Source organism: Streptomyces sp. NPDC029159 (assembly GCF_055564055.1).
The window spans coordinates 1-24,813 of sequence record NZ_JBVHWT010000013.1; the positions used below are offsets into that span (position 1 = coordinate 1).

General features: G+C 74.5%; 23 protein-coding genes. 13 read left to right on the forward strand and 10 right to left on the reverse strand.

Annotation, left to right across the window (positions count from 1 at the left end; translation table 11 throughout):
• Positions 1 to 191: 191 nt before the first annotated feature.
• Complete coding sequence (locus ACZ4U4_RS23240; RefSeq protein ID WP_467877525.1) at positions 192 to 743, reverse strand: DUF2165 domain-containing protein; 552 nt, start codon at positions 741 to 743, stop codon at positions 192 to 194.
• A gap of 199 nt (positions 744 to 942) precedes the next feature.
• Between ACZ4U4_RS23240 and ACZ4U4_RS23245 the strand changes: the two genes are divergently transcribed.
• Positions 943 to 1,980 (forward strand): phosphatidylinositol-specific phospholipase C domain-containing protein, encoded by a 1,038-nt coding sequence (locus ACZ4U4_RS23245; protein WP_467877527.1) that lies wholly within the window; start codon positions 943 to 945, stop codon positions 1,978 to 1,980.
• Between the two features lie 45 nt (positions 1,981 to 2,025).
• On the opposite strand, the gene ACZ4U4_RS23250 is transcribed toward ACZ4U4_RS23245, so the two are convergent.
• The 6 genes from ACZ4U4_RS23250 to ACZ4U4_RS23275 form a co-directional block, all read right to left on the reverse strand.
• Complete coding sequence (locus ACZ4U4_RS23250) at positions 2,026 to 2,928, reverse strand: phosphatidylinositol-specific phospholipase C (RefSeq protein WP_467877530.1); 903 nt, start codon at positions 2,926 to 2,928, stop codon at positions 2,026 to 2,028.
• Between the two features lie 138 nt (positions 2,929 to 3,066).
• The gene (egtD, locus tag ACZ4U4_RS23255; RefSeq protein WP_467877533.1) at positions 3,067 to 4,029 is read right to left on the reverse strand and encodes an L-histidine N(alpha)-methyltransferase; all 963 of its coding nucleotides are present in this window, start codon (positions 4,027 to 4,029) and stop codon (positions 3,067 to 3,069) included.
• Entirely contained in the window at positions 4,026 to 4,781 is a 756-nt protein-coding gene (gene egtC, locus ACZ4U4_RS23260) for an ergothioneine biosynthesis protein EgtC (RefSeq protein ID WP_467877535.1), read from the reverse strand. The genes egtD and egtC overlap by 4 nt, the downstream gene beginning before the upstream one ends.
• Before the next feature lie 35 nt (positions 4,782 to 4,816).
• Positions 4,817 to 6,133, reverse strand: a complete 1,317-nt coding sequence (egtB, locus tag ACZ4U4_RS23265; protein WP_467877538.1) for an ergothioneine biosynthesis protein EgtB — start codon at positions 6,131 to 6,133, stop codon at positions 4,817 to 4,819.
• Positions 6,130 to 7,425, reverse strand: coding sequence for an ergothioneine biosynthesis glutamate--cysteine ligase EgtA (gene egtA / locus ACZ4U4_RS23270; RefSeq protein ID WP_467877541.1), 1,296 nt, complete (start codon positions 7,423 to 7,425; stop codon positions 6,130 to 6,132). Before egtA ends, egtB begins: the two co-directional genes overlap by 4 nt.
• A 218-nt stretch (positions 7,426 to 7,643) precedes the next feature.
• The gene (locus tag ACZ4U4_RS23275) at positions 7,644 to 8,855 is read right to left on the reverse strand and encodes a pyridoxal phosphate-dependent aminotransferase (protein ID WP_467877544.1); all 1,212 of its coding nucleotides are present in this window, start codon (positions 8,853 to 8,855) and stop codon (positions 7,644 to 7,646) included.
• A 192-nt stretch (positions 8,856 to 9,047) separates the two neighbouring features.
• Between ACZ4U4_RS23275 and ACZ4U4_RS23280 the strand changes: the two genes are divergently transcribed.
• The 8 genes from ACZ4U4_RS23280 (at position 9,048) to ACZ4U4_RS23315 (ending at position 17,030) form a co-directional block, all read left to right on the forward strand.
• A complete protein-coding gene (locus ACZ4U4_RS23280; RefSeq protein WP_467877546.1) occupies positions 9,048 to 9,725 on the forward strand; it encodes a winged helix-turn-helix transcriptional regulator in 678 nt (225 codons plus the stop codon).
• Positions 9,722 to 10,204 (forward strand): phosphatase domain-containing protein, encoded by a 483-nt coding sequence (locus tag ACZ4U4_RS23285; RefSeq protein ID WP_467877549.1) that lies wholly within the window; start codon positions 9,722 to 9,724, stop codon positions 10,202 to 10,204. Before ACZ4U4_RS23280 ends, ACZ4U4_RS23285 begins: the two co-directional genes overlap by 4 nt.
• A 34-nt stretch (positions 10,205 to 10,238) precedes the next feature.
• On the forward strand, positions 10,239 to 10,604 hold the full coding sequence (locus ACZ4U4_RS23290) for a hypothetical protein (RefSeq protein ID WP_467877551.1): 366 nt from the start codon (positions 10,239 to 10,241) through the stop codon (positions 10,602 to 10,604).
• Positions 10,605 to 10,958: 354 nt separating this feature from the next.
• The gene (locus ACZ4U4_RS23295; protein ID WP_467877554.1) at positions 10,959 to 12,059 is read left to right on the forward strand and encodes a glycosyl hydrolase family 18 protein; all 1,101 of its coding nucleotides are present in this window, start codon (positions 10,959 to 10,961) and stop codon (positions 12,057 to 12,059) included.
• 201 nt (positions 12,060 to 12,260) lie between these two features.
• On the forward strand, positions 12,261 to 13,259 hold the full coding sequence (locus ACZ4U4_RS23300; RefSeq protein ID WP_467877557.1) for an NADPH:quinone oxidoreductase family protein: 999 nt from the start codon (positions 12,261 to 12,263) through the stop codon (positions 13,257 to 13,259).
• The gene (locus ACZ4U4_RS23305) at positions 13,256 to 14,437 is read left to right on the forward strand and encodes an acyl-CoA dehydrogenase family protein (RefSeq protein ID WP_467877559.1); all 1,182 of its coding nucleotides are present in this window, start codon (positions 13,256 to 13,258) and stop codon (positions 14,435 to 14,437) included. Before ACZ4U4_RS23300 ends, ACZ4U4_RS23305 begins: the two co-directional genes overlap by 4 nt.
• A complete protein-coding gene (locus tag ACZ4U4_RS23310) occupies positions 14,434 to 15,579 on the forward strand; it encodes an acyl-CoA dehydrogenase family protein (RefSeq protein ID WP_467877562.1) in 1,146 nt (381 codons plus the stop codon). The genes ACZ4U4_RS23305 and ACZ4U4_RS23310 overlap by 4 nt, the downstream gene beginning before the upstream one ends.
• A 113-nt stretch (positions 15,580 to 15,692) precedes the next feature.
• Positions 15,693 to 17,030 (forward strand): hypothetical protein, encoded by a 1,338-nt coding sequence (locus ACZ4U4_RS23315; protein ID WP_467877565.1) that lies wholly within the window; start codon positions 15,693 to 15,695, stop codon positions 17,028 to 17,030.
• 59 nt (positions 17,031 to 17,089) lie between these two features.
• On the opposite strand, the gene ACZ4U4_RS23320 is transcribed toward ACZ4U4_RS23315, so the two are convergent.
• Positions 17,090 to 17,620 (reverse strand): cell wall hydrolase, encoded by a 531-nt coding sequence (locus ACZ4U4_RS23320; RefSeq protein ID WP_467877568.1) that lies wholly within the window; start codon positions 17,618 to 17,620, stop codon positions 17,090 to 17,092.
• A gap of 96 nt (positions 17,621 to 17,716) precedes the next feature.
• Here ACZ4U4_RS23320 and ACZ4U4_RS23325 point away from each other — a divergent pair, with 96 nt between their 5' ends.
• Complete coding sequence (locus tag ACZ4U4_RS23325) at positions 17,717 to 18,943, forward strand: S1 family peptidase (RefSeq protein WP_467877570.1); 1,227 nt, start codon at positions 17,717 to 17,719, stop codon at positions 18,941 to 18,943.
• A gap of 69 nt (positions 18,944 to 19,012) precedes the next feature.
• On the opposite strand, the gene ACZ4U4_RS23330 is transcribed toward ACZ4U4_RS23325, so the two are convergent.
• Both ACZ4U4_RS23330 and ACZ4U4_RS23335 read right to left on the reverse strand, forming a co-directional pair.
• Positions 19,013 to 19,453, reverse strand: coding sequence for a hypothetical protein (locus ACZ4U4_RS23330; protein ID WP_467877573.1), 441 nt, complete (start codon positions 19,451 to 19,453; stop codon positions 19,013 to 19,015).
• 216 nt (positions 19,454 to 19,669) lie between these two features.
• Entirely contained in the window at positions 19,670 to 20,932 is a 1,263-nt protein-coding gene (locus ACZ4U4_RS23335) for a hypothetical protein (protein ID WP_467877576.1), read from the reverse strand.
• A 335-nt stretch (positions 20,933 to 21,267) separates the two neighbouring features.
• On the opposite strand from ACZ4U4_RS23335, the gene ACZ4U4_RS23340 reads away from it, so the two are divergent.
• The 3 genes from ACZ4U4_RS23340 to ACZ4U4_RS23350 are packed head-to-tail and all read left to right on the forward strand — an operon-like array spanning position 21,268 to position 24,810.
• On the forward strand, positions 21,268 to 22,863 hold the full coding sequence (locus ACZ4U4_RS23340) for an ABC transporter substrate-binding protein (RefSeq protein ID WP_467877578.1): 1,596 nt from the start codon (positions 21,268 to 21,270) through the stop codon (positions 22,861 to 22,863).
• The gene (locus ACZ4U4_RS23345) at positions 22,863 to 23,858 is read left to right on the forward strand and encodes an ABC transporter permease (protein WP_467877942.1); all 996 of its coding nucleotides are present in this window, start codon (positions 22,863 to 22,865) and stop codon (positions 23,856 to 23,858) included. The genes ACZ4U4_RS23340 and ACZ4U4_RS23345 overlap by 1 nt, the downstream gene beginning before the upstream one ends.
• Entirely contained in the window at positions 23,851 to 24,810 is a 960-nt protein-coding gene (locus ACZ4U4_RS23350; RefSeq protein WP_467877581.1) for an ABC transporter permease, read from the forward strand. The genes ACZ4U4_RS23345 and ACZ4U4_RS23350 overlap by 8 nt, the downstream gene beginning before the upstream one ends.
• The last annotated feature ends 3 nt before the right edge of the window (positions 24,811 to 24,813 follow it).

Consider the following 24,813-nt stretch of genomic DNA (forward strand, 5'->3'; position numbering starts at 1 on the left):
AACCCCCTGAACAGTCGTGCAGTCACCGCACCGTTGGGAACCCCCCCACCCCCGCGTCCCCCCGCTTTAACCTGCGCGGGGAACCCGCCGACGGAGGGAGGTTCGGGGGTGCCCCCCGTTCCCCCCCCCCGGGCCGCCGTCCGGGGCGCCGCACCCGCAGGGCGCCCCGGACGGCATCTCCCGGCGGTCCGTCAGTAGTCCGTCCGGTCCGAGAAGGCGTCCCGGTCGCCCTCCTCCCGGCGCCTCGCGCCCGCGCCCTGCACCACCAGCAGGGCCAGGCCCGCCACCGTGAAGTTGCGGGTCGCCGCGTCCAGCCCGTTCCACTGCTTCGACTGCCACATCGCGAACCACTCACCGCCCACCGCGAGGAACCCGGCGCCGAACAGCAGCAGGACCATCACCAGCCCGGCCACCGCGACCGTCCGCGCCCGGCCGGGGGAATCCCGCCGCAGCCGCAGCGCCCACCACAGCGCGCCGATCGTCAGCAGCGCCGCGGCCAGCGTCTCCCAGACGATGATCGCTATGTATGCGCCGTCCTGCACTCTGCGGGAGGTCACCGCCCGCCACATCAGGTCCTCGTCCCGGAACGTCGTGTCCATCGCCAGCACATGACGGACGAACTCCTGGTTGGTGCCGAAATCCGTGATGTTGCCGAACGCGACGAGCGCCATGTACAGCGCGACGATCCCGGTCAACACGACCGCGGCGACCGGAAATCCGCTCCGCGGGGTCCGTTCGGACATGGTTGCTCCTCTGCTCCGCCGGGCCCCTGCGGCCACGGCCCGTGCAGCCTGCCATGACCGGCGCCCGAACGTGCCCGACCTGCCGTTTCCGTTCCCCGCCCGAAGTCAACTCCCGTACGCTGCTGCCCATTCGACCGGGTGAGCGACCGGCGGACGGCAGCGCGGTGCGCGGCCGCGGATCGAGAGGAAGAGCGGGACGATGAAAAAGGCGTGGGGCGCAGGAGCGGTGGCCGTGGCGGCGGCCGGGATGATCACGGTGGCGGCCACCGCGGGCGCCGAGACGGCCCCGGCGACCTACGCCACCAGCACCTCCGTCGGCGTCCACAATGCCTACGAGAAGGACAAGTACCCCTATCTCGCGGACGCGTTGGACTCCGGTGCCGCACTCGTCGAGCTCGACGTCTGGACCAACGGCTTCGGCCGCTCCTGGCGCGTCTCGCACAGCAACCCGCTCGGCAACAACAGCAACTGCGAGGGCGCGACCACCCCGGCCGAGCTGCGCTCCAAGGGCCGTGACCAGGACTTCGGCGGCTGCCTCGCCGATATGCGCGCCTGGCACGACGCACACCCCGGCCACCGGCCGGTGCTCATCAAGGTCGAGATGAAGGACGGCTTCAACGAGAAGGGCGGCCGTGGCCCCGCCGCCTTCGACGCCCTCGTCCGCGCCAAGCTGGGCGATGCGGTCTACGGCCCCGGCGACCTCACCGGCAAGCACGCCACCCCGGACGAGGCGGTCCGCGCCGGCGGGTGGCCCCAACGGGACGCGCTCAAGGGGAAGTTCCTCTTCGAGCTGATCCCCGGCACGGTCGAGGAGAAGAACCCCCTCGACAAGCTCTGGACGGACGTCGAGTACGCCCGCCACCTCAAGGACCTCGCCGCCCAGGGCGAGCTGGGGCGGTCGACGGCCTTCCCGGCGGTGCACGGCGCGGCCGCCGGTGACCCCCGCAGCCGGTACGAGGACGCCTCGCTGCGCCCGTGGTTCGTGATGTTCGACGGCGACGCCTCGACCTACCTCGCCGACGGTGTCGACACCGCCTGGTACGACACCCGCCACTACCTGCTGATCATGACGGACGCCCACAAGGTGGCCCCGGCGATCGACGGGACGAAGCCCGGCGAGAGCGACGCCCTGGCCCGGGTCCGGCAACTCGCCGGGGCCCACGCCAGTTTCGCCACCGCCGACTGGTATCCGCTGCCGAACGTCCTGAAGACGGTGGAGCCGCGCGGCGGGAAGTGACGGCGGCGCGCCGGGTTCCGCGGGGCCCGGCGCGCTCCTTGCCCGCTACGCCGGCGCGTCCCCGATGCTGTGCCGGATGAGCGTCTCGGCCAGTCCCGTCTCGTTGGGGAAGTCCATCGGGACGATGCCGAGCCCCTGCCAGCCGGCGCCCTCGCCCTCCAGCAGGCTCTTGACCTTCGGGTTGAGGCGGTCCGCGTTGGAGCGGGGCGGCAGCAGCGCGGCGGTGCTGACGTGGTTGACGAAGAGCTTGCCCGGTTCGGCGACCGCCTTGCGGAACTCCGCCTCGATCTTCGGGAACTTCCCGATCGGCTCGGTCATGTAGTCGTCCTGGATGTCGAACAGCTCCGGCGCGCCGTACCGCACCCCTGGCATGGCGTCGGCGTCCGCCAGCAGCACCACCCGGCCGCGTGCCTCGCCCACCGTCGGCAGCCCGCCGTCGAGCCGGAACAGCGGGCGGTAGCCCTTGGTGTCGAGGTAGAGGTCGAAGATCCGGCGGAACTCCTCCGCCGCCACCTCGGAGTACTCCTGCTGCACCCGCATCAGCACCGTCTCCGACGGTTGCGCCGCGAGGAAGTCCCGGCAGGCGTTGAGTACGTCGCCGAACATCAACTCCTGGTAGAACGCGCCGTGGTGGATGGCGAAGACGTCGTCGATGGCGCGGCAGCGGACGTCGAGGTAGCGGATACCGCTCGCCAACTGCTCGGCGACCGAGGTGTTCTGGCACTCCACCCAGGGGCCGCCGTGCCGGGCGCCGGAATCGTGGGTGCCGGGGATCGAGAGCCGCTGGACCGGGGTGGCGTCGCCGACCGCCGCCAGCCAGTTCTGCGCGGAGACCGTCGCCGTTCGGCGGGGTGCGGCCACCGCGGCGCCCGCACCGGCGCCCGCCAGCATGCCGGCGCCGGCCAACGCCGCCGCGCCCTTGAGGAAGCCCCGTCGATCCAGCCCCATCCCCGCCACCCCTGCCCCTGGTCCGTCGTACGCCCGGACCCACCGGTGCGTACAGGTGATCGAGGTATCGAACCACACGGACCCGCCGGGCGGAATCCGCGCGGCGGGCCGGGGAGGGCGGTGACGGGGCCGGATCGGTCAGCGGCGCACCGAGAGCGACAGCGCGAAACGCCCTGCCGCGTCCGTCCACCAATGGGTCAAATCCATCCCCGCGGTGGCGAGTTCGGTGCGGATGCCGTTCTCGCGGAACTTCGCGGAGACCTCGGTACGCAGCTCCTCACCGTCGGCGAACGGCACCGCCAGGCCGAGTGCCGGGATCTTGACCGTCAGCGCCCGGCGGGCGCGCAGCCGCATCTCGATCCAGGAGTCGTCGGCGTTCCACCGGGCGAGGTGGGTGAAGTCGTCCGGGTCGAAGTCGGCGTCCAGCTCGCGGTTGATGACGTGCAGGACGTTGCGGTTGAACGCGGCGGTGATGCCCTGCGGATCGTCGTACGCGGCGACCAGCGTCGCCTCGTCCTTGACCAGGTCCGTGCCGAGCAGCAGCGCATCGCCCGGGGCGAGCAGGTCGTGCAGGTCGCGCAGGAAGACGGCGCGTTCGCCGGGCAGCAGATTGCCGAGCGTGCCGCCGAGGAACGCCAGCAGCCGTGGCCCCGGGGTGTCCGGCAGCGTCAGTCCGTGCTGGAAGTCGGCGACCAGCGCATGGACCGTCAGGTGGGGGTGCTCGGCGAGGAGCGATTTCCCGGCCGCCTCCAGAGCGGACGCGCTGACGTCGACCGGGACGTAGGTGTCCAGCAGCTCCAGCGCGTCGAGGAGATGGCGGGTCTTGTCCGACGAACCGGAGCCCAGCTCGATCAGGGTGCGGGCGCCCGTCGCCGCGGCGATGGCGCCGGAGCGGGTGAGCAGGATCTCGCGTTCGGCGCGGGTCGGGTAGTAGACCGGCAGCCGGGTGATTTCGTCGAACAGCTCACTGCCGCGGGCGTCGTAGAACCACTTCGGCGGCAGCTCCTTGGGGTCGTGGGTCAGCCCCCGCCGGACATCGGCGCGGAGCGCCGCCGTGGTGGCGTCGGCGGGCAGGGTACGGGTGAGGGTGAAGGGGCTCACGGGGTGCGCTCCTTGAGGGGGGAGAGGTGGACGCCGTCGCGGGTGGCCCGCAGCAGGGTGGCGTCGGGCACCTCGGTCCAGTGGGGGGAGTCGTCGTACGGCTCGGAGGCGACGACGGTGCCGCCGCCCGGGATCGGCAGATGGAAGAGGGGGTCGCCCCAGGTCGTGGCGGCGATGGCGGTGCCGTCGGTCATCAGGAACGTCAGCCGCGAGCCGGGCGCCGCCTCGGCCACCGCGTCGACGGTGTGCGCCAGCGCCTGACCCATGTCGTCGCCCCGGGCGAGCCGGTTGCGGATGAGGGCCCAGCAGAACGCGGCGTCGCAGCGGGCCGCCAGCCGCAGCAGATCGGCCGGCGGCAGGGAGGCGGTGAGCGGCGCCAGCGCATCCGGCCAGCCGCGGACCGCGCCGTTGTGGCTGAAGAGGTGGCCGTCGCCGGTGTACGGCGCGGCCGCCGCCTCGGCGTCGGCGCCCGACTCGGTGGCGTCCCGCACCGCGGCCAGCAGCGCGCCGGTACGGACCACCCGGGCGATGCCGGGCAGACACTCATCGGCCCAGATCGGCCCGGCGCGGCGGTAGCGGGCCGGTTCGGGGTCGTCCGGCGCGTACCAGCCGACGCCGAAACCGTCGGCGTTGACCGTCCCGCTCTGCTGGTGGCGGGGCGCCCACGACTGGTGGTGGAGACTGTGCGGCGGATCGAGGACGATCTGCCGCATGGGCACGGGCGGGCCCAGATAGGCGAGATGACGGCACATCGCTCACCGCCCTCCCCGTGGCGGCCCCGGGCGCCTCATGCGGCCTCCGGGGCGGCGTCGCGGGCGGTGCGGAATCCGGCGAAGATCTGCCGCCGCACCGGAAGGTCCCAGTTGCGGAACGTCCCCCGGCACGCCACCGGGTCGACGGCGAACGAACCGCCCCGCAGCACCTTGTACGCCCCGCCGAAGAACACCTCGGAGTACTCCCGGTACGGAAAGGCGGCGAACCCCGGATACGGCAGGAAGTCGTCGGCGGTCCACTCCCACACATCGCCGATCAACTGCCCCACGCCCAGCGGCGAACGGCCCGCGGGGTAGCTCCCGACCCGGGCGGGCCGCAGATGGCGCTGGCCGAGGTTGGCGTGGACGGGCTCCGGGTCCGCGTCGCCCCACGGATACCGCCGGGAGCGGCCGGTCGCCGGGTCGTGGCGGGCGGCCTTCTCCCACTCGGCCTCGGTGGGCAGCCGCCGCCCCGCCCACCGTGCGTAGGCGTCGGCCTCGTACCAACTGACGTGCAGCACCGGCTCGTCGGGCGGCACCTCCTCGGTGACCCCGAAGCGGCGGCGCACCCAGCCGCGGCCCTCGCGCCGCCAGAACAGCGGGGCGCGCAGGCCGTGTTCGCGAACCTGAGCCCACCCTTCGGCGGCCCACCAGCGGGGCTCGTCGTAGCCGCCGTCCTCGATGAAGCGCAGATAGGCGGCGTTGCTGACGGGCGCGGTGTCGAGATGGAACGGTGCGACGGTGCGGGGGTGCGCGGGCCGTTCGTTGTCCAGCGCCCACGGCTCGGTGGAGGTGCCCATCGTGAACGGGCCGCCGGGGACGAGCACTTCGGCGGGGAGCGGTCCGTCGGTGGTGTCCGGGGGCGCAGGCGCGGTGAGGACGGCCGGGCCGCGGCGCAGCTGGTGGGTGATGAGCATCGTCTCGTCGTGCTGCTGCTCGTGCTGGGCGATCATGCCGAACGCGAAACCGGCGTCGAGCAGCGGAGCGCCGTGCAGCGCGGCGCCCTCCAGGATGTCCAGGACCCGGCCGCGGACCTCGGCGACATAGCCGTGCGCCTCGGCAGGGCCCAGCAGCGGCAGGGACGGGCGGCTGGCGCGGGGGTGCGCGAACGCGTCGTAGACGGAGTCCAGCTCCGGGCGGAGGGCGTCGCGGCCGCCGACGGTGCGCAGCAGCCACTGCTCCTCCTGATTGCCGATGTGCGCCAGGTCCCAGACCAGCGGCGACATCAACGGGGAGTGCTGGGCGAGGAGATCGGGCTCCTCGACGCAGCCGGTCAGCAGGTGGGTGCGGTCGCGGGCGGCGAGCAGCGCGGTGGCCGCGCGGCTCCGCAGCGCCTCGGGATCGTGGTTCACGGGCTCTCCTTCCCCGGAGCTGTACCGGCCTCGGGCACACCCGCGGCGGCCACCTCGTCCAGGACGTCCAGATGATCGTCGGCGGGGCAGCGGCCACGGGCGACGTAGCGCGCGGTGAACGCGTCGACGGCGGCCAGCACCTCGGGCCCGGCGCCCAGCCGGGGCAGCGCCTCGCGTGCCGCGTCGAAGCAGATCAGCGCGGCGGCGTGCAGCTCCGGGTCGGTCAGCGCGGCGCGCGCCGCCCGGCGCCACAGCGGATTACGGGGCGCGGGCCGGGCGCCGGCGGTCTCCGCGAGGGGCTTGACCGCGCGGTAGGCGCGCTCGGTGGCCTCGGGGTCGTCGAAGAGCGCGGCGGTGACGGCGAGCGGGACCACCCAGCCGCGCTCCCCGGGCTGCGCGTCGATCATCCGCAGCTCCAGGTGGCCGCGTGGGCGCACCGGAGGGAAGAGGGTGGTGACGTGGTAGTCGAGATCCTCCCGGGTCGGTGGCCGGGGCGCCGCGCCGCGGATCCAGTCGCGGAAGGTGAGGTCCTCGGGGGCGTCCCAGGGGCCGTCCGCGCCGCGGATGCACATCACCGGGGCGTCGAGGACGTACCGGGCCCAGGCGGTGCGCGGGTCGTCGCCCGGCGGCGGGGCGAGGGTGCGCGCCGGGTCGAGCTGCGACCACACCAGCTGCCGGGTGGTGCGGTAGCCGGTGGGACAGCCCTCGCTGGTGGGGGAGTTGGCGAACGCGGCGGACAGGACGGCGCCCAGCAGATGGGCCAGCAGCCAGCGGCGGCCCAGGCCCAGCGGGCCGGGCTCCTCGTGGCCTGCGTCCAGGCAGACCTGCACCGATGCGGTGGCGCACATCATGGAGCGGCCGGCCGGGCCCCAGCGGTCGAAGTACGCCTCCATCGCGTCGTACCGGGGCTCGGCGAGGACCCGGCTGGGGGCGTGCCAGGGGTTGTGGCCGTGACCGGCGAGGCCGAGGCCGTGGGCCCGTACGACGGGCCTGACCTGTGCGAGATCGGCGGTGACCGTCTCGATGCAGGACATCAGGGAGGCCGCGGGCGGCGAGCTGAGCTCCAGCTGACCGCCCGGCTCGAAGGTGAGACGGGACGCGAGGGGGAGCTGCCGCAACGCGTCGGCGGCGGTGTGCAGTCGGGACGGTGCGACGGGACTTCGGGGGGCGCGGGCGTCGTGGACCAGCCACTCGATCTCGACGCCGATCCGGCGGGGCGGACCGGTCTTGAAACAGATTCCGCGCAGATGAGCTTCGAGTTCGGCTTCGCTGACCGCGGGTCGTACGGGCATCGCTTCCCTCTCCCCTCCGGGGCGGCTGGGCTGCCGCCCTCCACCTAAGCCGCTGTGGCGCGTGTGCTCAAGGGGGCTTCGGGCGCCCGCGGGCGGCGGTCGGCGGCCGACGGGCCGGAGCTGCGCGGCACGGCGGGGGCGCGGGGTACCCCCGGGCGGTACGGCCGTCCGGGTGAGGTGGCGTGGCGGCGGCCCCGAGTGCCGTGCCCGGCGGCCGGTCACTGGCGGTAGCCGCCGAGGAAGCGGCCGATGCGGCGGATGGCGGCGTCCAGGTCGTCGGCGTGCGGGAGGGTGAGGATGCGGAAGTGGTCCGGGCGCGGCCAGTTGAAGCCGGTGCCCTGGACGACCTGGATCTTCTCCCGCAGCAGCAGATCGAGGACGAACTTCTCGTCGTCGTGGATCGGGTACACCTTCGGATCGAGCCGGGGGAAGGCGTACAGCGCGCCGCGGGGTTTGACGCAGGAGACGCCCGGGATCTCGTTCAGCCGCTCCCACGCCACGTCCCGCTGGGCGTGGAGGCGGCCGCCGGGCAGCACCAGGCCCTCGATGCTCTGCCGGCCGCCCAGCGCCGCCTGGACGGCGTACTGTGCGGGCGCGTTGGGGCACAGCCGCATGGAGGCGAGGGTGCCCAGGCCCTCCAGGTAGTCGGCGGCGTGCTGCTGCGGACCGGAGACGACCAGCCAGCCGGAGCGGAAGCCCGCGACGCGGTACGCCTTGGACAGCCCGCTGAAGGTCAGGCACACCAGGTCGGGGGCGAGTGCTGCGGCGTGGTGGTGGATCTCGCCGTCGTAGAGGATCCGGTCGTAGATCTCGTCGGCGAAGACCAGCAGCTGATGGCGGCGGGCGAGGTCGAGCATGCCCTCCAGCAACTCGCGGGGGTAGACGGCGCCGGTGGGGTTGTTGGGGTTGATGATGACCAGCGCACGGGTGCGGTCGGTGATCTTGGATGCGAGGTCGTCCAGATCCGGCAGCCAGTCCGCCGACTCGTCGCAGAGGTAGTGCACCGCCTTGCCGCCGGCCAGCGTCGTCACCGCCGTCCACAGCGGGAAGTCGGGGGCCGGGACGAGGACTTCGTCGCCGTCGTCGAGGAGGGCGGTGACGGCCATGGAGACCAGCTCGGAGACGCCGTTGCCCAGATGGATGTCGTCGACGCCGACCTCGGGCAGCCCGCGGCCCTGATAGTGCTGGGCCACCGCGCGGCGCGCGGCGAGGATGCCGCGGGACTCGGTGTAGCCGTGCGCCCGGGAGAGGTTGCGGATGACGTCCTGGAGGATCTCCTCGGGCGCTTCGAAGCCGAAGAGCGCGGGATTTCCGGTGTTCAGCCGCAGCACGCTGTGCCCGGCCTCCTCCAGTGCGTCGGCCTGCTCGATCACCGGACCCCGGATCTCGTAGCAGACATCGGCCAACTTGCTGGACTGCTTGAACTGCATGCGGCGGCCTCCCCTTCGTCGTTCGCCGGGCTGCGGGACGTGGCCGGGGCGCGTGGTGGGCGGTGCCCGCCCGTGCGCCGTGCCGGCCGGTCCGCGGCCGCCGCGCGGTGCGGCGGAACCCGGCTTCCTCACCGTACTTGGTTTTACCAAGCCCGCACTTGGAAAGTCCAACCATATGTCTATGCTGGAGTCATGTCGCGCCGAAGTTATGACCAGTACTGCGCCGTCGCCCGCGCCCTCGATGCCGTCGGCGACCGCTGGACGCTCCTCATCGTCCGCGAACTGCTGGGCGGAGCCCGCCGCTACACCGACCTGCACACCGACCTCCCGGGCGTCAGCACCGACATGCTCGCCTCCCGCCTCAAGGACATGGAGCGCGAGGAGCTCGTCACCCGCCGCCGCCTCGCCCCGCCGGGCGCCGCCTTCGTCTACGAACTCACCCCGCGCGGCCGGGAGCTGCTGCCGGTCCTCACCGCCCTCGCCGACTGGGGCGCCCCCGCCCTGGGCGACCCGCGCCCCACCGACGCGGTGCGCGCCCACTGGTTCGCCGTCCCGCTCCTCACCCGCCTCGCCGCCCACTTCTCCGGCGACCCGGCGGCCCCCGCCGCTCCCGGCATCGGCGTCCTCGACGTCGTCCTCGACGAGGGCACCTTCCACGTCACGCTCGGCGGCGACACCCCGGTCTACGGCGACGGCCCGGCCCCGGAGCCCGACGCCAGCCTCCGGATGTCCACCGCCACCTGCGTCGATGTCGCCCACGACCAGGTCTCCCTCGCCCAGGCGCTGGAGTCCGGCCGGATCGCGGTCACCCCGGCCGGGGAGGCCGACGCCGTGTCCGCGGGGGCGCGGGGAGCGGGCGGTGCGTCATGACGCGGCGTCCCCTGGCGGTCTTCGATCTGGACGGCACCCTCGCCGACACCGGGCACCGCCAGCACTTCCTCGACCGGCGCCCGCGCGACTGGGCCGCGTTCTTCGCCGCCGCGCCCGAGGACCCGCCGCTCGCCGAGGGCGTCGCCCTGGTCCTGGCCGACGCCCGCGACTGCGAGATCGCCTACCTCACCGGCCGCCCCGAGAAGTACCGCCGCCCCACCCTCGACTGGCTCGCCGCCCACGGCCTGCCCGAGGGCACGCTCCGGATGCGCGCCGACGACGGCCGCCGCCCGGCCCGCCACGCCAAGCTCGACCTGCTCCGCCGCCTCGCCCGCGGCCGGGAGGTCTGCCATCTCGTCGACGACGACGCCCTCGTCTGCGAGGCGGTCGCCCGCGCCGGTTTCCCCGTCGTCCGGGCCGACTGGGCCACCCCGTCGGCCGCCCTCCGCGACGCCCAGGAGCGGGAGGGGCGGACGTGAGAGAGGACGCGAGGGCGGTGGGGGAGGGCCGGACATGACGGAGGAGGACGGGGGAGCGGCGGAGGCCGTTCCGTGGAGCACGCACCGGGTGGCGCTCCTTCCGGACCGGGTGATCAAGATGTACCGCCCGGGGCACGGCGACGCCCGGGCGCGTGAGATACGTGCCCTGCGGCTGCTCGCGGTCCACGCACCGGGCCTCGCCCCGGTGATCCTGGAGCGCGGCGCGTCCCGGCCCGGTGCGCTGACGATGAGTCGCCTGCCCGGCGCCCCCTCCGCGGCCGCCCGCTGGGCGCACCGGAGCTGGACGCCTGGGCCGCGGCGCTCCGGACCGTGCACACCGCCCTCCCGCCCGGGGAGCTGGCCGCGCTCCCGTTGCGGCCCGGCCACCAACGGGCGGTGACGGAGCGGCTGAGGCGCTGGTACGCCCGCCCGGCGGACCGCCCGCGCCCGCCCGTGGTGCGCCGCGCGCTCGACGCGGGCCGCGCCTGGCTCGCCGCCGCGCCGTCCGGCGTCACCGGGGACGCCCCGGCGCCCGACGCCGCGCCACCGGGTGGCGGCGTTGCCGTCGCCCGGGCCGCAACCCGCCGGGCGCGACGGAACGTCAGGCCCACCGCCTCCGGGCGCTCCTGGAGAGCTGACGGGCCGTCGGCGCTGAGGCGGCGCCTGCCCCGTACGGCGGAATGTCCGCCGCGTCCGGCGCCGTTCGGCGGAGCCGCCCGGGACGGCTCCGGTGGCATCGGGCATGGCTCGGGGCATGGATCGCCCCTCATCGTCCCTGGCCCGTACCGGAACCGCCCTTCTGCTCGCCGCGGCCGCACTGGCCGGACCGCTCGCCTCCGCCTCGCCCGCCACCGCCGATAAACCCCGTCACGATCCGGCCCGTACCGCCTCCGCCTGGCTGCCCTACTGGGGCGATGTGGACGCCGCCTACCGTGACGCGCTGCGCCACGCCGATCAGCTGCACACCGTCAGCCCGTTCTGGTACGAGGCGACCGGGGACACCGCCGTCACCGCCCATCCGGGGGCCGGGCGCCGCGACATCGTCCGGGGGCTGCGGCGGGCCGGGATCAAGGTGGTGCCGACCGTCACCGAGACGCTCGGCGCGAAGGAGATGGCGGGGCTGATGCTCGACCGGCGGCGCCGTGCCGCACACGTCGAGGCGCTGGTGCGGACCGTGCGCGGCCACGGCTACGACGGCATCGACCTGGACTACGAGACGATGGCGCTCACCGGCGGCGCCGCCGACCACGACCGGGTCGCCACCGGGTACAACGCGCTCACCGCCGACCTCTGTGCCCGGCTGCACGCCCTCGGCAAGCAGTGCGTCGTCACCGTCGTGCCGCAGACCGGCGGCTCCGGCGCGGCGTACGACTACCGGCAGTTGGGAAAGGTCGCCGACCGGTTCCGCATCATGGGCTACGACCTGCACTGGTCCAGCGGCGCGGCAGGACCGCTCTCCTCCCGGCGGTGGTACGACGCGTTCCTGCGCCGGGCCACCGCCACCGTCCCCCGGCACAAGATCGAGGTCGCCTTCCCCGGCTACGGCTGGGACTGGGACCGGACCGCCGGCGGCCGCGCCACCCACCGGACCTGGAAGGAGGCGGAGGCGCTGCGCCGCAGCACGGGCGCCCCGTACCGCTTCGACGCCGCCTCCGGCACCCCGCACTTCCGCTACCGGCGCGACGGCCACACCCACGAGGTCTGGTACCAGGACGCGCGCGGCGTCGCGGCGCACAAGGAGGTGCTGGACCGGTACGGCGTCCGCGGCACCGGGCTGTGGGCGCTCGGCTTCGAGGACCCGGGCAGCTGGGCGGCGCTGCGGGCCCACGCGGTGCGCCACCGTCCCGTGCGCTGAGCCGACGCCCGGTGAACCCGCCGGCCCGGCACGCCCGTTCGCGCCGGGGCGCGGGCGGGTGCGCGGGGCGCCCGGCGGGCCCGCCGGACGGTTTCCGGAAGCGGTTCCCTCCGGGATACCGACCGCTTAGTATGCCCGTGGCGCGCCGGAGCCCCCACGGTCCGCGCGCCGTCCGCGTACCCACGGCCCGGGAGGCAGCTGGTGAAGGCATGGCGCGTACACGCGAACGGCGAACCGCGTGAGGTGATGCGGCTGGAGGAGGTGCCGGAGCCGGAGGCGGGCCCCGGGCAGCTGCTGCTGCGGGTGCGGGCCGCGAACATCAACTTCCCGGACGCACTGCTCTGCCGCGGCCAGTACCAGGTCCGGCCACCGCTGCCGTTCACCCCGGGCGTGGAGATCTGCGGCGAGGTGCTGGCCGTGGGCGAGGGGGCGCGCGGTGCGGTCGGGCAGCGGGTGCTGGCCCAACCGCCGCTGCCGGACGGCGGGTTCGCCGAGCGGGTGGCCGTCGACGCCGCCGCCGTGCGCCCGGCGCCCGAGTCCCTGGACGACGCCGAGGCCGCCGCCCTCCACATCGGCTACCAGACCGGTTGGTTCGGCCTCCACCGCCGGGCCCGGATCCAGGCGGGGGAGACCCTGCTGGTGCACGCCGCGGCCGGCGGCGTCGGCAGCGCCGCCGTCCAGCTCGGCAAGGCCGCGGGCGCCCGGGTGATCGGTGTGACCGGCGGCGCCGAAAAGGCCCGCGTCGCCCGTGAGCTGGGCTGCGACCTCGTCCTCGACCGGCGCGCCGACGACATCGTCGCCGCCGTGAAGGACGCCACCGACGGCCGTGGCGCCGATGTCGTCTACGACCCGGTCGGCGGTGACGCGTACGCCAAATCCGTCAAGTGCATCGCCTTCGAGGGGCGCATCGTCGTCGTCGGCTTCGCCAGCGGCGCGATCCCCACCGCCGCCCTCAACCACGCGCTGGTGAAGAACTACGCGGTCCTCGGCCTCCACTGGGGCCTCTACAACACCAAGGACCCGGGCGCCGTCGACGCCTGCCACGAAGCCCTCACCGAGCTGGCCGCCAAGGGCGCCGTCGCCCCGCTGATCGGCGAGCGCGTCCCGCTCGACGGCGCCGCCGACGCCGTACAGCGGGTCGCCGACGGCACCACCACCGGCCGTCTCGTCGTCCTGCCCGGAGCGGAGGCGGGACGATGACCGACGCCGCCGACCTGCGCGCCCGCACCGCCCGGCTGCTGGCCGCGCACCCGCCCGCCACCACCGCCCCCCTCGACTTCCTGCGGGCCCGCTTCGACGCCGGGCTGGCCTGGGTCCACTTCCCCGAGGGGCTCGGCGGGCTCGACGCGCCGCGCGCCCTCCAGGCGGTCGTCGACGCCGAACTGGCCGCCGCGGGCGCCCCCGGCAACAACCCCGGCCGCCTCGCCATCGGCCTGGGCATGGCCGCCCCCACCCTGCTGCGCCACGGCACCGAGGAGCAGCGGCGCCGCCATCTGCGGCCGCTGTGGACCGGCGAGGAGGTCTGGTGCCAGCTGTTCAGCGAACCGGGCGCCGGCTCCGACCTCGCGGCGCTCGCCACCCGCGCGGTCCGCGACGGCGACCGCTGGGTGATCGACGGCCAGAAGGTCTGGACATCCAGCGCCCATCTCGCCCGCTGGGCCATCCTCGTCGCCCGCACCGACCCGTCGCTCCCCAAGCACCAGGGCCTGACGTACTTCATCTGCGACATGACCGCCCCGGGCGTGGAGGTCCGGCCGCTGCGCCAGATCACCGGGGAGGCCGAGTTCAACGAGGTCTTCCTCACCGGCGTCTCGCTCCCCGACAGCCACCGCATCGGCGAGGTCGGCCAGGGCTGGGAGGTGGCCCGCACCACCCTGATGAACGAGCGGGTGGCCATCGGCGGCGCCGCCACCCCGCGCGAGGGCGGCATGATCGGCATCGCCGCCGCCGACTGGCGCGCCCGCCCCGAACTGCGTACCCACGACCTCCACCAGCGGCTGCTCACGCTCTGGGTGGAGGCCGAGGTCACCCGGCTCACCGGCGAACGGCTGCGCCAGCAGCTCGCCAAGGGCGCCCCGGGCCCCGAGGGCAGCGGCATGAAGCTCGCCTTCGCCCGCCTCGCCCAGCAGATCAGCGGCTGGAACCTGGAATTCCTCGCCGAGGACGGCCTGACGTACGACGACTGGACGCTGCGCCGCCCCGAGTCCGTCGACTTCACCGGACGCGAGGCCGGCTACCGCTATCTGCGCGCCAAGGGGAACTCCATCGAAGGAGGCACCTCCGAGGTGCTGCTCAACATCGTCGCCGAACGCGTCCTGGGACTGCCGCCCGAGCCGCGGACCGACAAGGACGTCGCGTGGAAGGACCTCCCCCGATGACCGCCGACACGCCCGCATCCGATCTGCTCTACGGCGAGAGCGAGGACGATCTGCGCGCCGCCGTCCGCGCTCTGCTCGCCGCCCGCAGCGATCCCGCCACCGTCCTCGCCGACCTCGAAGCGGGCCGCGCCTGCGACACCGGTCTGTGGGACGCGCTGGCGACCGGCATCGGCGCCGCCGGGCTGCTGATCCCCGAGGAGTTCGGCGGGGCGGGCGCGAGCGCCCGGGAGGCCGCCGTCGTCCTGGAGGAGACCGGCCGCTCCGTCGCCCGGGTGCCCTATCTGACCGGCGCCGTCGTCGCGGTCACCGCGCTGCTGGGCTGCGGCACCGGGCAGCCGCCGGTCGGCGCGCTGCTCACCCGGCTCGCCGCGGGCGCCGTCGCCGTCCTCGCCGTGCCGCTGCCCACCGCCCCCGACCAGCCGTTCACGACCGCGCGGCCGACGGTCCGGGCGGAGGCGGACGGCACCCTGCGCGGCACGGTGACCTCCGTCGCCGACGCCGCCTGCGCCGAGGTGCTGCTCGTCCCCGCCGACGGCCCGGACGGCCCCGCGCTGTACGCGGTCGAGGTGCCCGCCGCGGGCGTGGCCACCACCGCGCTCACCCCGCTCGACCTGACCCGCCCGCTCGCCACGCTCACCCTGGACGGCGCCGCCGGGTCGCCGCTGGCCACCGGCGATCGCGCCGTCGCCGCGGTGCGCGGGGCGCTCACGGCGGGCGCCGGGCTCCTCGCGTCGGAACAGCTCGGGATCGCCGAGTGGTGCCTGACCACGGCCGTCGCACACACCGGTACCCGCACCCAGTTCGGCCGTCCGGTCGGCTCCTTCCAGGCGCTCAAACACCGGATGGCCGCGCTCTGGCTCGATATCGCCTCCGCCCGCGCCGCGGCCCGCAACGCCGCCGACGCACTGGCCACCGGCAGCCCGGACACACCGGTCGCCGTCGCGGTGGCCCAGGCGTACTGCGCGCCGGTCGCGGTGCGCGCCGCCGAGGAGTGCCTCCAGCTGCACGGCGGCACCGGCATGACCTGGGAGCACCCGGTGCACCTCTTCCTGAAGCGGGCCAAGAGCGACGAGAGCGCGCTCGGTGCCCCGGGCCGCCACCGCGCGGCCCTGGCCGAGCTGGTGGAACTGCCCGCACCGTGACCGCCCGGGGCGGGGAGCGGCAGACCGCGGCCGCTCCCCGCCCCGGCCCCGGGCGTCGCTTCCCACCGCCGAGACTGATGTCCTGAATACGCCGTTCGGGTAGCGTCGTGGGCATGAAGACCGTCAGCCACCGTGTGCTGCTCCTGCCCCTCCTGGTCCTGCTGGCCGCGCTGCTGGTGCCCGCCGTCGCACCGGCGTCCACGGCGCGGGCGGCGGGCGGGCTCGACGAGGCGGCCGCCGCCCTCCGCAAGGGCCCGGTCTACGTCGACCCGCGCGCCGCCTCCCAGCTGCCCCGCGAGCGGGCCGACGCCCTCGCCAAGAAGATCGAGAACTCCGGTAAGCCGGTCTTCGTCGCGGTGCTGCCCCGCACCGCCGAGTACCGCCCCGACACCCTGCTGCGCGATCTGCGCACCAAGACCGGCATCAGCGGCGTCTACGCCGTGGAGCTGGGCGACGGCTTCAACGCCGGGGCCGACACCCGGGTGATGTCCCGCAGCTCGGTGCAGAACCTCGTCGGCGCGGTGAAGCGCTCCGGGTACCCGTCCGTCGACGAGCGGCTGAACAGCTTCGTCGACACCGCGATCCAGCAGGCGAACGGCCACGCCCCGGCCGCCTGGGAGGGCGACGGCGGCGGGGGCCCGGGCACCGGCACCCTCGTCGGGCTGGGCGTGCTGGCCGTCGTCGGCGGTGGCGGCGCCTACGCCCTCACCCGCCGCAACCGGCGCCGCCGCGCCGAGCAGGAGCGCGCCGCGCTGGAGGACCTGCGGGTCGTCGTCGACGAGGACATCACCGCCTTCGGCGAGGAGCTGGACCGGCTGGACTTCCGGCCCGGTGAGCCCGGCGCCGACGATGCGATGCGCGACGACTACAGCCGCGCGCTCGACGCGTACGAGACCGCCAAGTCGGCGATGGCGTCGGCCGAACGGCCGGACGATGTGCGGGCGGTGACCGAGGCGCTGGAGGACGGACGGTTCTCGCTCGCGACGCTGGCCGCCCGCCGCACCGGCGCCCCGCTGCCGGAGCGGCGTCTGCCCTGCTTCTTCGACCCGCGGCACGGACCGTCGGTGGTCGACGTGGAGTGGGCCCCGGCGGGCGGCGCCGCGCGCACCGTCCCGGTCTGCGCCGCCGACAAGGCGCGCCTCGACGACGGCCGTGAGCCGCTGGCCCGCACGGTCCGCACCGCGGAGGGCGACCGCCCCTACTGGGACGCCGGTCCCGCCTACGCGCCTTGGGCGGGCGGCTACTTCGGCGGCGGACTGCTGCCCGCGCTGCTGATGGGCACCGTGCTCGGCAATCTGATGACAACCCCGCACGCCTACGGCGCGGACCTCGGCGGCACCGAAGGCGGCGAGTTCTCCGGCTCCGACTTCGACCCCGGTGACTTCAGCGGCGGCTTCGGGGACGGCGGCTTCGGCGACGGCGGGGGCTTCGGCGGCGGTGGCGGCTTCTGACGCCGGGGCGCGGCGGCGGCGGCCGAGGGTGAGCCCGGAGCCGCCGCCCGTGCCCGGCGTCAGCCCGTCCGCTCCGCGGTTGCCCGCCCCCTCCCCGTCCGCACCACCCGCTTGATCCCCAACGTCCGCGCATACCGCGCCCGCGCCGCGAACTCCGCGTAGCGCCAGACCGCCGGGCGGCCGACCTCCTTGCACAGGTGCAGCACCCGGTCCGGGCCCAGATGCACCCCGACGTGCGCGCCGTACCCCTCCGGGCGTCCGGCCACCGGCCCGCCGTCGAAGAGCACCAGATCCAGCGGGCGGGCGACCGTGACGCGGCGGGTGGCGGCGGTGTCCGCCCACAGCTCCGACGACCGCAGCGGCGGTGCGACCAGACCGTGGTGGTGCAGCACCGCGTACGCGTAGAGCTGGCAGTTGGCGCCCGCCGACAGATCGGGGGCGCCGCTCCCCTCCGATGACGACCCATCAGGTGACCTGGCTCCCGGATGGCGGGCCGCCGAGTAGGCGATGTCGCGCAGGGCCGCGGGCAGCCCGCCGAACGGGTCGGGGCCGCAGGGCCCGGGGCCGGCGTTCCGCGTGTCGGACGTCATCGGGCCATCCTGCCGCGGTGATCTTGCCCGCGCCGACGGCGGCGGGGTCGAGGAGGCTCGACAGGCCGACGCAACCGACCTGCGAGGAGAGCCTCCATGCACCGTCGCCACCGCACCGCCGCCGTCCGGGGCGCGGCCGCCGCCGTCGTCCTGGCCGCCGTCACCCCGCTCGCCGCCGCACACGCCGCACCGTCCCCCGGCCCGGGCCCGCAGCCCACGAACCGCGCGATGCTCGACGCGATCCGGCGCGACCTGGGCCTCACGCCGGAGGGAGCGCGGGCCCGGCTCGCGCAGGAGACGGAGGCGGCGCGCGCGGCGAAGGCGGTACGCCAGGCGCTGGCCGGCCGCGCCGCCGGCATGTGGTTCGACAAGAAGAGCGGCAAACTCGTCGTCGCGGTCACCCGGGACGCGGACGCCAAGCTGGTGAAGGACGCCGGGGCCGTCGCGCAGCGCGTCACCCACAGCCGCGCCCAGCTCACCGGGTTGCTGGAGCAGATCGACGCCAAGGCGGGCAAGGGCGTGCCGGGCGTGACCGGGTGGGGCGTCGACGAGCGCGCCAACGCCGTCACCGTCCGGGTCGACACCCGCACCCGGACCGCCGCCACCGACTCCTTCACCGAGGAGGCCCAGCAGCTGGGCGCCCCCACCGGCATCGCGGTGCGTGTCGTCCGCGCCGCCGACGCACCGCGCCGGCAGGGCGGCACCGTCGTCGGCGGCGAGAAGTGGACGCCGGGCGAGGAGGGCATCTGCTCCATCGGCTTCTCGGTGACCGGCGGCGGCCGCCGCGGCTTCCTGACGGCGGGTCACTGCACCGAGACCGCGGACCAGGTCGCGTACGGCAAGGACGGCAGCCGGATGGGCACCTCCAACCGCGGCGGCACCCACAGCGTGGACGGCCGCGAGGGTGACTTCGGGCTCGTCGACGTCGATCAGCCGGCCTGGAAGCTCAGCCCCGACGTGGCCGGTGAGAAGGGCGCCCCGGTCGCCGTCACCGGCTCGCAGGAGGGCATCGTCGGCACCTCCGTGTGCCGCTCGGGCGAGGCGAGCGGCTGGCACTGCGGCGAGATCACCGCCGTCGACCAGACCGTGGACTACGAAGGCGGTGTGGTGGTCGAAGGACTGTCCTTCACCAACGCCTGCTCCGCCGCGGGTGACTCCGGCGGCTCGTACGTCACCCAGCCCGGCGACCCGAAGGCGGTCGGCATCCACTCCGGCGGCGGGACCGCGACCTGTAGCACCGGCGGCGACACCATGACGGTCTTCCAGCCGGTCGACGAGGCGCTGACGAAGTGGCAGCTCACCCTGACGACCGCGGGTTCCTGAACCAGCCCTGCGGTGAAGCCAGTTGACGCGGGGGCCCCGGATCCGCGCGGATCCGGGGCCCCGGATGCCTCAGCGGACCTGCACCGTCGCGACGGCCGAGGTCCGCCAGCGCTCGGGGTGCCGGTCGTGCGGTCCGGTCAGCCCGTACGCCACCGCGCGGAACTCCACCGGGCCGCGCCGCGCGCTCCTCGGGTGCGCCACGGCCCGCGCCTCCGGACCGCCCCGATCGACGACGGCGCCGCAGGCCACCTGGTGCCAGCCCTGCCCGCGGCTGCGCTCCTGGAGGCACACCCGCAGAGAGGAGGCGGCGTCGTCGTCCCCGTGCGCGGCGACCGTGAAGGTCTTGCCGACGGCCGCGGTGCGCGGCGCCGTCACCTCCACGGTGCCCTTGGCCTGCGCGGGCGCGGCGGTGAGCGCCAGCGCGGCCAGCCCCAGCGCGGCGGTGACGGCCACCCGCCACCCGCCAGGTGTGTACGTCGTCCGTGTCCCGGTCCTCGTCGTCCTGGTCATGGGCTTCCCTTCCCGCGGCGCGTCCTCCGGACGGCAGCCACGGAGCATGTCGTCGTGCACGCGTGGTGTGACGGTCGAACGGGAGTGGCCCCGTGGGTGGCGTGTCCCGCACCCCTCCAGAGGGCCGGAGTGCGCGGCGGGTTGCGTCCGATGTGGGCGGCATTACGGATTCCTGACCCTTCGCCGCCGCGGCCCGGGCGGGCGGTATGGGCGCGGTCAGCTCGGGACGGTCCCGGTACGCACCGGAAGCCGGTCCTCCGCCCGCTGGAGCGCCCGGAACTCCTCGTACCAGGCCGGGTTGGGCGCGGGCGTGCCATCGGCGGAGGGCTGGACGGTGAGGTTGGAGTAGACGCTGTTCAGCAGCCAGGGCTGGGACGTCGGCCCGAAGCCGTGGACCATTGCGGGCCCCTGCGCGACGCCGTACGCGGCGACCGCGAGGCGCCCGGTGGCCCGGAACCGCTGCATCTGGTGCGTCAGGAAGTCCCGGTGGGAGCCGAACCAGGCGCTGTCGAGCAGGAGGCGCTTCCAGTCGGCCTGCGGGAGCGGGTGCGCGGCGGCGTCCCGGAGCGCCTGCCAGACGGGGGTGTCCGCCGGGATGCCGCGGCTGCGGGCGAACGAGGCGGGCACATGGTCCTTCAGGTGCTGCTTCCAGAACCGCACCAGGGAGAACTCGGTCGCCAGGAAACGCTGTTCGGGGCGCAGACGAGGCAGTACGTACGTCAGATACGCCTCGGTGTCCTCGATCGCGGCGACATGGGGGTGGATGTCGACGCCCTCGATCTCGTGGGTGTCGTGGACGAAGGTCAGCCAGCGGGCGTGCGCGGCGTCGTGGGTGGCCGGATCCTCCAGACGGTTGAGCGCGCCCATGTAGAGCCGGGTCCGGCAGCCGTCGGGGAAGCGCTGTTTGCGCCGCTCGACGATGTGCCGCGCGAGCGCCTCGTAGAAGGCGTTGAAGCGGCCGCGGCGCTGATCGTCGGCGCGGGATTCGAGGAACGGTTCGTTGCCGATGCCGAGGATGTCCACCGTGCCGAGCGTGGCGTCCAGGACCTGGTCGACGCGTTTCAGCTCGGTGTTCATGGCGGCGCTGCCGGGCGCGGGCAGCGGCCGCCCGGTGAAGGGGAACTTCAGCGACAGCACGGTACCCCACCCGGCGTGGCTCGCGGCCAGTAGCGCGGCGATGCCCCGCTGCCGCCCGGCGTGACCGTCCTCGACCTCGGGCATCGGCACGAAACCGCGGACCCAACCGGCCTTGACGCCCTTCAGCCGGTCGAGGGTGGTCCCGCGCGGATCCTCGTTGAAGTTCGCGGCGAGGACCCCGGCGGGGGCGTGGCCGGGGGCCGGTGACGCGGGGCCCGTCCCGCCGTTCTCCGCCGCGCCCTCGCCGTTTCCGGAACACCCGGCGGCCAGCAGGGCCCCGGCGGCCGACATGCCCAGCAGAACCCGCCTCCGTGCCGGTGCCCCGTCCCGCTCGTGCGCCATCTCCGCCACTCTCCTCGTCCGCTCGCCCGGTCGCGATCTCCCTTGCACTCCTGGGGACGTCCGCCGCCGGCGGGGCGGTTTCGGGGAACGGGAGGCGCGCGCCCTGCGGCCGGGACCGGCACCCGGCCCGCCCTCGGTGACCAGCGGTGCGGCGTTCAGCCGGGTGCGGCGCACCGTGCCCGGAGCGGCTGCCGTGGGGGCTTCCGAGGGCCGGGGCGGGCCACCCGCCGGTACCGGCCACTACCAGAAGCGCCCCGCTTCGTCCGCTCACCTTTACGTACGCTTTAATTGCGATGAGCATGCAATAGCGATCCCCACGCAGAGGAGTTATGAGGATGACGGCCCGGTTCCCACGGGGAGTCGCCGCGGTGACGCTGGCGGCCGGTCTCGCGCTGAGCGCGACGGCCTGTTCCACACCGGACGACGGCAAGGCCGCCACCGGACGCACGGACTCCGCGGTGGTCGGCATCGCGTACGAACCGGAGACGCTCAGCCCGCTCCTCGGCTACGGCAAGGACGGCAACTCCAAGATCTTCGACGGGCTGCTCACCCACGACGCCGGGATGCACCTCAGGCCCGCCCTCGCCACCGCGCTGCCCAAGGTCACCGACGGCGGCCGGACCTACACCTTCGACCTCCGCCGGGGCGTGACCTTCAGCGACGGCAAGCCCTTCAGCGCCGACGACGTCGTCTTCACCTACTCCGCCATTCTCGACAGCAAGACCAACAACGCCTCCAAGGCGGAGCTGGACGCGCTCAAGAGCGTCGAGAAGAAGGACGACCACACCGTCGTCTTCCACCTCAAGTACCCCTACGCACCGTTCGCCGAGCGCACCGTCCTGCCCATCGCCCCGCAGCACATCGCGGGCAAGCAGGACATCAACCACGGCTCGTTCACCACCAAGCCGATAGGCACCGGCCCTTACGTCCTCACCCACTGGTCCAAGGGCGAGAAGCTCACCTTCAAGGCCAACCCGCACTACTGGGGCGGCGCGCCGAAGGTGAAGAACTTCACCATGGCGATCATCAAGGACGACGACATCCGCGCCACCCGGCTGCGCTCCGGCGACCTCGACGGCGCCATCCTGCCGCCGGAGCTCGCCGCCACCTTCAAGGGCGACAAGCACCGCACCACCGTCACCGCCACCACCTTCGACTACCGCAACGTCACGCTGCCCACCGGCAACCCGGTCACCGGCGCCAAGGCCGTCCGCCGCGCCCTCGACCTCGCCGTCGACCGCGAGGCCATGGTCAAGGGCATCCTCAACGGCGCCGGGAAGCCCGCCTACGGACCGGTGCCCACCGACAGCCCCTGGTTCGCGAAGGGCACCGAGCGCCCGCACGACCTGAAGAAGGCCGAGCGGATCCTCGACGACGCCGGGTGGAAGAAGGGCCCGGACGGCATCCGCACCAAGGGCCACCAGCGCGCCTCCTTCACCCTCTGGTACCTCTCCGGCGACAAGCTCCGCCAGGAGCACGCCCTCGCCTTCGCCTCCGACGCGAAGAAGGCAGGTCTCGAGGCCAAGGTCGAATCCGGCACCTGGGAGGCGATCGAGCCGCGGATGGCCAAGGACGCCGTCCTCGCCGGTGGCGGCAGCCCCGCCGACCCCGACTTCGACCAGTACCTCCTGCTGCACTCCTCGCTCGCCGGGGACGGCTTCAACAACATGTCGCGCTACGCCGACAAGACCGTCGACGCCAAGCTCACCGAGGCCCGCCGCACCGACGACAAGGCCGCCCGCAAGGCCGCCTACGACGCCGTCCAGCGCCGCCTCGTCGACAACCCCGCCTACACCTTCCTCACCCACGTCGACCACGTCTACGTGATCGCCGACCGCTGGAAGGGCCTGACCACCCAGACCGAACCGCACGACCACGGCCTGGCCTCCGGCCCCTGGTGGAACGTCGAGGACTGGCAGCCCGCCACGTGATGCTCCGCACCTCGCTGCCCTGGGCGGCGATGGCGCGGATGACCGGCCGGCGGGCGCTGCTCGCCGTGCCGGTCCTCCTCGCCGTCACCTTCGGGGTCTTCGCCGTCGCCGCGGCCTCGCCCTTCGACCCGGTCCGGGCCTACGCGGGTGACGCCGGGCTCACCGCCTCCCAGGCCAACCTCGATCAACTGCGCCACAACCTCGGCGTCGACCAGCCGCTGATCGGCCGCTGGTGGCACTGGCTCACCGCCGCGCTCACCGGCGACCTCGGCGACTCCGCCACGCTCCGGGCACCCGTCACCCAGGTCATCGGCGAACGCCTGGGCTGGTCCGTCCTGCTCTGCGCGCTCGCCTTCGTCCTCGCCGTCGTCGTCGGCACCGCCCTCGGCGTGGCCGCCGCCCGCCGCCGCGGCGGACTCCTCGACCGCGCCGTCACCTCCCTCGCCTACACCCTGGAAGCCGCGCCGCCGTTCTGGCTCGGTCTCCTCGCCGTCTGGCTCTTCGCCCTGAAACTCGGCGTCCTCCCGGCCGGCGGCCTCACCGACACCGGCACCGACCTCGCCACCCCCGGCCAGATCGCCCGCCATGTGGCGCTGCCCGCCCTCGTCCTCGCCGTCTCCCAGCTCCCGTGGTTCGTGCTGTACGTACGGCAGGGCGTCGGCGACGCGCTGGAGGAGGACCCGGTGCGCGGCGCCCGCGCCCGCGGCCTGCGCGAACGCACCGTGCTGCTGCACCACGCGCTCCGCTCCGGACTGCTGCCGGTCCTCACCCTCATCGGCTCCCGGGTGCCGGAACTGATCACCGGCGCGCTGCTGGTCGAGACGGTCTTCAGCTGGCCGGGCATCGCCGCCGCCACCGTCGAGGCGGCGACCGCCGTGGACTTCCCGCTGCTCGCCGCGCTCACCGTCCTCGCCACCGCCGCCGTCCTCGTCGGCAACCTCCTCTCCGACCTGCTGTACGGTCTCGCCGATCCGAGGGTGGGCTTCGATGGCTGACTCACACACCACCCGACAGGAAGCCACCGCGGCACCCGGACCGGGCACCGCGCCCGGCACCGGTGCCGCCACGCCGGCCGCACCGGCCGTGACCTGGCACCGGCGCCCCGGCACGGGCCACCGGCGGCGCACCCGCACCGTGCGGGTGTGGGTCAGCGCCGTCCTCGTCGCCGCCGTGGTCCTCGCCGTTCTCGCCGTCCCGCTGCTGTTCCCGCTGGACAACCAGTCCGTCGACCTGGCACAGAAACTCCACGCCCCCTCCCTGGCCCACCCCTTCGGCACCGACGAGGTCGGCCGTGATCTGCTGCTGCGCTGCGTCTACGGTCTGCGGGTCTCGCTGCTGGTGGGCGTGGTCGCCGCGCTGGTCGCCGTCGGGCTGGGCACCGCCGTCGGCGCGCTGGCCGGGGCGCTCGGCGGCTGGGCGGACCGCGCCGTGATGCGGCTCGTCGACCTCTTCTCGTCCGTGCCCCATCTGCTGCTGGGCATCTTCATCGTGGCGATGTTCCGGCCCGGCGTCTGGCCGGTGATCCTGTCCGTGGCGCTGACCCACTGGCTGTCCACGGCCCGGATCGTCCGCGCCGAGGTGCTGTCGCTGCGCTCCCGCCCCCATATCGACGCGGCGATCTCCGGCGGCGCCTCCCGGTGGCGGGTGGCCGTGCGGCATCTGCTGCCCGGCGTGCTGCCGCAGGCCGGACTCGCCGCCGTCTTGATGGTGCCGCACGCCATCTGGCACGAGTCCGCGCTCTCCTTCCTGGGGCTGGGCCTCCCGGCGCACGAGGCGAGCCTCGGCATCATGGTCAACGCCGCCCGCGGCTCACTGCTGGCCGGCGCCTGGTGGCCGACGCTCTTCCCCGGTCTCTTCCTCATCGTGCCGACCCTCGCCCTCGCCGGTCTGGCCGGTGCCTGGCGGGAGCGGATCAACCCCCGCCGCCGATCGGAGCTGATGCTGTGACCG